The following is a 2,075-nucleotide window of genomic DNA, read 5'->3' as shown; positions in this document are numbered from 1 at the left end:
CCCTTATTCGCACCTGGCGGTGCTCAACGGGAATCCTGCTCTGCGAGGCTGGCGGGAACTTCGAAGTTCCTATACTTTCTAGAGAATAGGAACTTCGGAATAGGAACTTATGAGCTCAGCCAATCGACTGGCGAGCGGCATCGCATTCTTCGCATCCCGCCTCTGGCGGATGCAGGAAGATCAACGGATCTCGGCCCAGTTGACCCAGGGCTGTCGCCACAATGTCGCGGGAGCGGATCAACCGAGCAAAGGCATGACCGACTGGACCTTCCTTCTGAAGGCTCTTCTCCTTGAGCCACCTGTCCGCCAAGGCAAAGCGCTCACAGCAGTGGTCATTCTCGAGATAATCGACGCGTACCAACTTGCCATCCTGAAGAATGGTGCAGTGTCTCGGCACCCCATAGGGAACCTTTGCCATCAACTCGGCAAGATGCAGCGTCGTGTTGGCATCGTGTCCCACGCCGAGGAGAAGTACCTGCCCATCGAGTTCATGGACACGGGCGACCGGGCTTGCAGGCGAGTGAGGTGGCAGGGGCAATGGATCAGAGATGATCTGCTCTGCCTGTGGCCCCGCTGCCGCAAAGGCAAATGGATGGGCGCTGCGCTTTACATTTGGCAGGCGCCAGAATGTGTCAGAGACAACTCCAAGGTCCGGTGTAACGGGCGACGTGGCAGGATCGAACGGCTCGTCGTCCAGACCTGACCACGAGGGCATGACGAGCGTCCCTCCCGGACCCAGCGCAGCACGCAGGGCCTCGATCAGTCCAAGTGGCCCATCTTCGAGGGGCCGGACGCTACGGAAGGAGCTGTGGACCAGCAGCACACCGCCGGGGGTAACCCCAAGGTTGAGAAGCTGACCGATGAGCTCGGCTTTTCGCCATTCGTATTGCACGACATTGCACTCCACCGCTGATGACATCAGTCGATCATAGCACGATCAACGGCACTGTTGCAAATAGTCGGTGGTGATAAACTTATCATCCCCTTTTGCTTATGGAGCTGCACATGAACCCATTCAAAGGCCGGCATTTTCAGCGTGACATCATTCTGTGGGCCGTACGCTGGTACTGCAAATACGGCATCAGTTACCGTGAGCTGCATTTTCCGCTGCATAACCCTGCTTCGGGGTCATTATAGCGATTTTTTCGGTATATCCATCCTTTTTCGCACGATATACAGGATTTTGCCAAAGGGTTCGTGTAGACTTTCCTTGGTGTATCCAACGGCGTCAGCCGGGCAGGATAGGTGAAGTAGGCCCACCCGCGAGCGGGTGTTCCTTCTTCACTGTCCCTTATTCGCACCTGGCGGTGCTCAACGGGAATCCTGCTCTGCGAGGCTGGCGGGAACTTCGAAGTTCCTATACTTTCTAGATTGACGTCCCCGGACCGACGGGCCCGATGCGTCGGCTTTCGCCGTCAGGAGACTTCATGCTGGAGAAATGCAGGCGGGACGAGACCTGCCGTGTATGCGGTGCGGACGACTGGACCGAGGTCATCTCGTTCGGTTCGCTACCGCTCGCCAACGGTTTCGTCGACCCGGCCGACGCCGACGAGGCGCAGGACGTCTTCCCGCTCGACGTCATCGTGTGCCGGTCGTGCCGGCTGATGACGCTGCGGCATGTCGTCGACCCCGAGGCGCTGTTCAAGCACTACGTCTACGTCTCCTCCGACTCCGACCAGATCCGCGAGCACATGGCGCACATCGTCGAGCTGGCCACCCGCCGGGCGGGCCTCGCCTCCGGCGACCTGGTCGTGGAGCTGGGCAGCAACGTCGGCACCCAGCTCGCGATGTTCCAGGAGGCGGGCATGCGGGTGGCCGGGGTCGACCCGGCGGCCAACCTCGCCGAGATCGCCAACGCGCGGGGCGTCCCCACCGACCCGGACTTCTTCGGCCCCGGCCCCGCGGGCCGCATCGCCTCCGAGCAGGGCCGGGCCAAAGCCGTCATCGGCCGCCAGTGCTTCGCGCACATCGACGACGTACACCGCATCCTGTACGGCGTCGACGCGGTGCTCGACGTCGACGGCGTCCTGGTCATCGAGGTGCCGTACCTGCTGAACCTGCTCGAGGAGATCCAG

Annotated in this window: 2 protein-coding genes and 1 pseudogene; 2 read left to right on the top strand and 1 reads right to left on the bottom strand. The window is 60.9% G+C overall.

The genetic code is table 11. The annotated features are described in order from the left end of the window. Positions 1–115: 115 nt before the first annotated feature. Positions 116–892 carry an aminoglycoside N-acetyltransferase AAC(3)-IVa gene (gene aac(3)-IVa, locus ACFVWD_RS58170; protein ID WP_001199192.1) on the bottom strand — a complete coding sequence of 259 codons (777 nt, stop codon included), beginning with the start codon at positions 890–892 and terminating at the stop codon, positions 116–118. A 113-nt stretch (positions 893–1,005) separates the two neighbouring features. Here aac(3)-IVa and ACFVWD_RS58165 point away from each other — a divergent pair. Both ACFVWD_RS58165 and ACFVWD_RS58160 read left to right on the top strand, forming a co-directional pair. After that, positions 1,006–1,098: pseudogene (locus tag ACFVWD_RS58165) on the top strand (IS6 family transposase); the annotation flags it as partial. A gap of 329 nt (positions 1,099–1,427) precedes the next feature. Then, a partial coding sequence (locus ACFVWD_RS58160) for a methyltransferase domain-containing protein (protein ID WP_389607273.1) occupies positions 1,428–2,075 on the top strand: 648 nt, incomplete at its 3' end.

Origin of the sequence: Streptomyces sp. NPDC058086, assembly GCF_042885015.1 — a bacterium.
In the GTDB taxonomy this organism is placed as follows: Bacteria; Actinomycetota; Actinomycetes; order Streptomycetales; family Streptomycetaceae; genus Streptomyces.
This window is presented reverse-complemented; position numbering and strand designations above follow the sequence as displayed.